The sequence below is a fragment of the Faecalibacterium sp. genome, assembly GCF_052358865.1.
Taxonomy (GTDB): Bacteria; Bacillota; Clostridia; order Oscillospirales; family Ruminococcaceae; genus Faecalibacterium; species Faecalibacterium butyricigenerans.
The window spans coordinates 1-2,024 of sequence record NZ_DAWCVJ010000143.1 but is presented as its reverse complement, the minus strand read 5'-3'; the positions used below and the strand labels follow the sequence as shown (position 1 = coordinate 2,024).

The window sequence follows — 2,024 nt, the reverse complement described above, 5'->3', positions numbered from 1 at the left end:
TGCACGTCGAGCTGCCTGCTCCTCAGCAGACGAAGGCTTTGCCTGAGAACCCGAATCTGATTGCGATCGAGTAAAACGCCGGTCGTGTGCGCCAAGGCACAACGCACACAGAAAGCCCCCGGAGAGCTGTAACAAGCCCTCCGGGGGCTTTTTTGCGGGGCGGAAACATGGTACAATAGGAAAGAACGAGAGAGAAGAGGGTGCGATGAAACAAGAAAAAGCCTATTATCACCTGCCCGGTTTGTTTGAGTTTTACGAGCTGTACCGGGAGTTCCTGCCCCTGTACCGGGGGCATCGGGAATACTTCTATGACTGGTGCAGCATTGGCTCCATCTACGGGGCACCGGCCGACTGCATCTGGGGCGGGGGACGCACCGGCTTCGGCGGGAATGACCCCAGAGAGGTCCTTGCACTGATGCAGGAGTATGGCGTCTCGGCCCGGCTGACCTTCAGCAACTCCCTCCTCCAGGAGGAGCATCTTTCGGACCGGAAATGCAATGCGCTCTGCGCCCTCTTTGCGCAGAGCAGCGGGGTGGAGAATGGCGTCATCCTCCATTCGGAGCTGCTGCTGGACTATCTGAGGACGCACTACCCGCAGCTTTACCTCGTCTCCTCCACGACCAAGGTGCTGACGGATTTCCGACAGCTCCGGGACGAGACGGCCCGGGAGGAATTTCGCTATGTGGTGCCGGATTTCCGGCTGAACAAGGCCTTTGAACAGCTGGACAGCCTGACGCAGCCCCAGAAGGACAAGGTGGAGTTTCTCTGCAACGAGTGCTGCTGGGTCGGATGCCGGGACCGGAAGCGCTGCTACGAGAATGTCAGCCGCAAAAATCTCGGCGAGGATTGCCCTGACCATATCTGCACTGCCCCGGGCGCGGGGGAGGGCTACCGTTTCTCGAAGGCGATGGAGAACCCCAGTTTCATCGGCGTGGAGGACATCCGGAGGATCTTCCTTCCGATGGGATTTTCCAACTTCAAGATCGAGGGACGGGGCCTCGGCAGCGCCTTGGTGCTGGAATTTCTGCTCTATTATATGGTAAGGCCGGAGTACCAGCTGCACGTCCGGGAAGCCATCTATCTGGACAGTATGCTCGACCTATTCTGAGCGGCCCGGCCTCCGTTTCGAAAGCATCTGGACAAAGCTGGGCGGAGTTGTAATAATAGAGAGACAGTTATATCCAACAAACTACCGAAAGGAGAAAACAATTATGGAAGCATTGGAATGCATCAAGACCCGGCGCAGCGTCCGCCGCTTTACCGAAGAGCCTGTTACCCCGGAGCAGGTGGCCGAAGTGGTGGCCGCTGCCGCTTATGCCCCCAGCTGGAAAAATACCCAGATCGCCCGCTATATTCTCGTGGAAGATGCGCAGAAACGTGAGAAAATCGCCAGCGATTGTGTGCTGGATTTCACCTATAACGCCAACACGCTTTCCCATGCCCCCGCACTGGTTGCGCTGACGATGGTGACGGGACGCTCTGGTTTTGAGCGGGACGGCAGCTATTCCAGCCCGCTCGAAGGCCACTGGCAGTCCTTTGACGCCGGTATTGCCGCACAGACCTTCTGCCTTGCTGCGCACGCACTGGGCCTCGGGACGGTCATCATGGGCATCTATGACCCGGACAAGGTGGCAAAGGTGCTCTCCGTGCCCAAAGGACAGACAGTGGCTGCGCTCATTGCCATCGGTCATCCTGCACAGAATCCCGCCGCACCTGCCCGCAAGAGCGTGGAAGAACTGCTGAGCGTACAGTAAATGAGATGGGCTCGGCATTCTGGATACCTGCCACAAAGTAGATAACATCACCCCGGTTTCCCTTTTGAAAGGCAGAAGCCGGGGTGATGTTATTCTATTTCTGACCAAACCCAACGGGCAGGTTACCGGAGCCGCCCGTTGGGTTTGGCGTATCTGGCAAAACAGCAAAATTATGATAAGATTTCTCCGTCAGCAAAGCCCCGGTGGACGCTTGATCGTCTACTAATTCTACTAAAATTGAATCTGTGGTTGTTTTTTTGAGGCAAATTG

The 2,024-nt window shown here is 56.7% G+C and carries 2 protein-coding genes; both read left to right on the top strand.

All coding sequences use genetic code 11. The features are described from left to right. Positions 1-205 precede the first annotated feature (205 nt). Positions 206-1,108 (top strand): hypothetical protein, encoded by a 903-nt coding sequence (locus tag ACT8X9_RS13300; RefSeq protein WP_444269315.1) that lies wholly within the window; start codon positions 206-208, stop codon positions 1,106-1,108. Between the two features lie 103 nt (positions 1,109-1,211). Next, the gene (locus ACT8X9_RS13295; RefSeq protein ID WP_444269314.1) at positions 1,212-1,754 is read left to right on the top strand and encodes a nitroreductase family protein; all 543 of its coding nucleotides are present in this window, start codon (positions 1,212-1,214) and stop codon (positions 1,752-1,754) included. The last annotated feature ends 270 nt before the right edge of the window (positions 1,755-2,024 follow it).

Bases quoted from the DNA above. Each gene is read 5' to 3' on its own strand.
- ACT8X9_RS13300 (WP_444269315.1), top strand. From the start codon at position 206: ATGAAACAAGAAAAAGCCTATTATCACCTGCCCGGTTTGTTTGAGTTT.
- ACT8X9_RS13295 (WP_444269314.1), top strand. From the start codon at position 1,212: ATGGAAGCATTGGAATGCATCAAGACCCGGCGCAGCGTCCGCCGCTTT.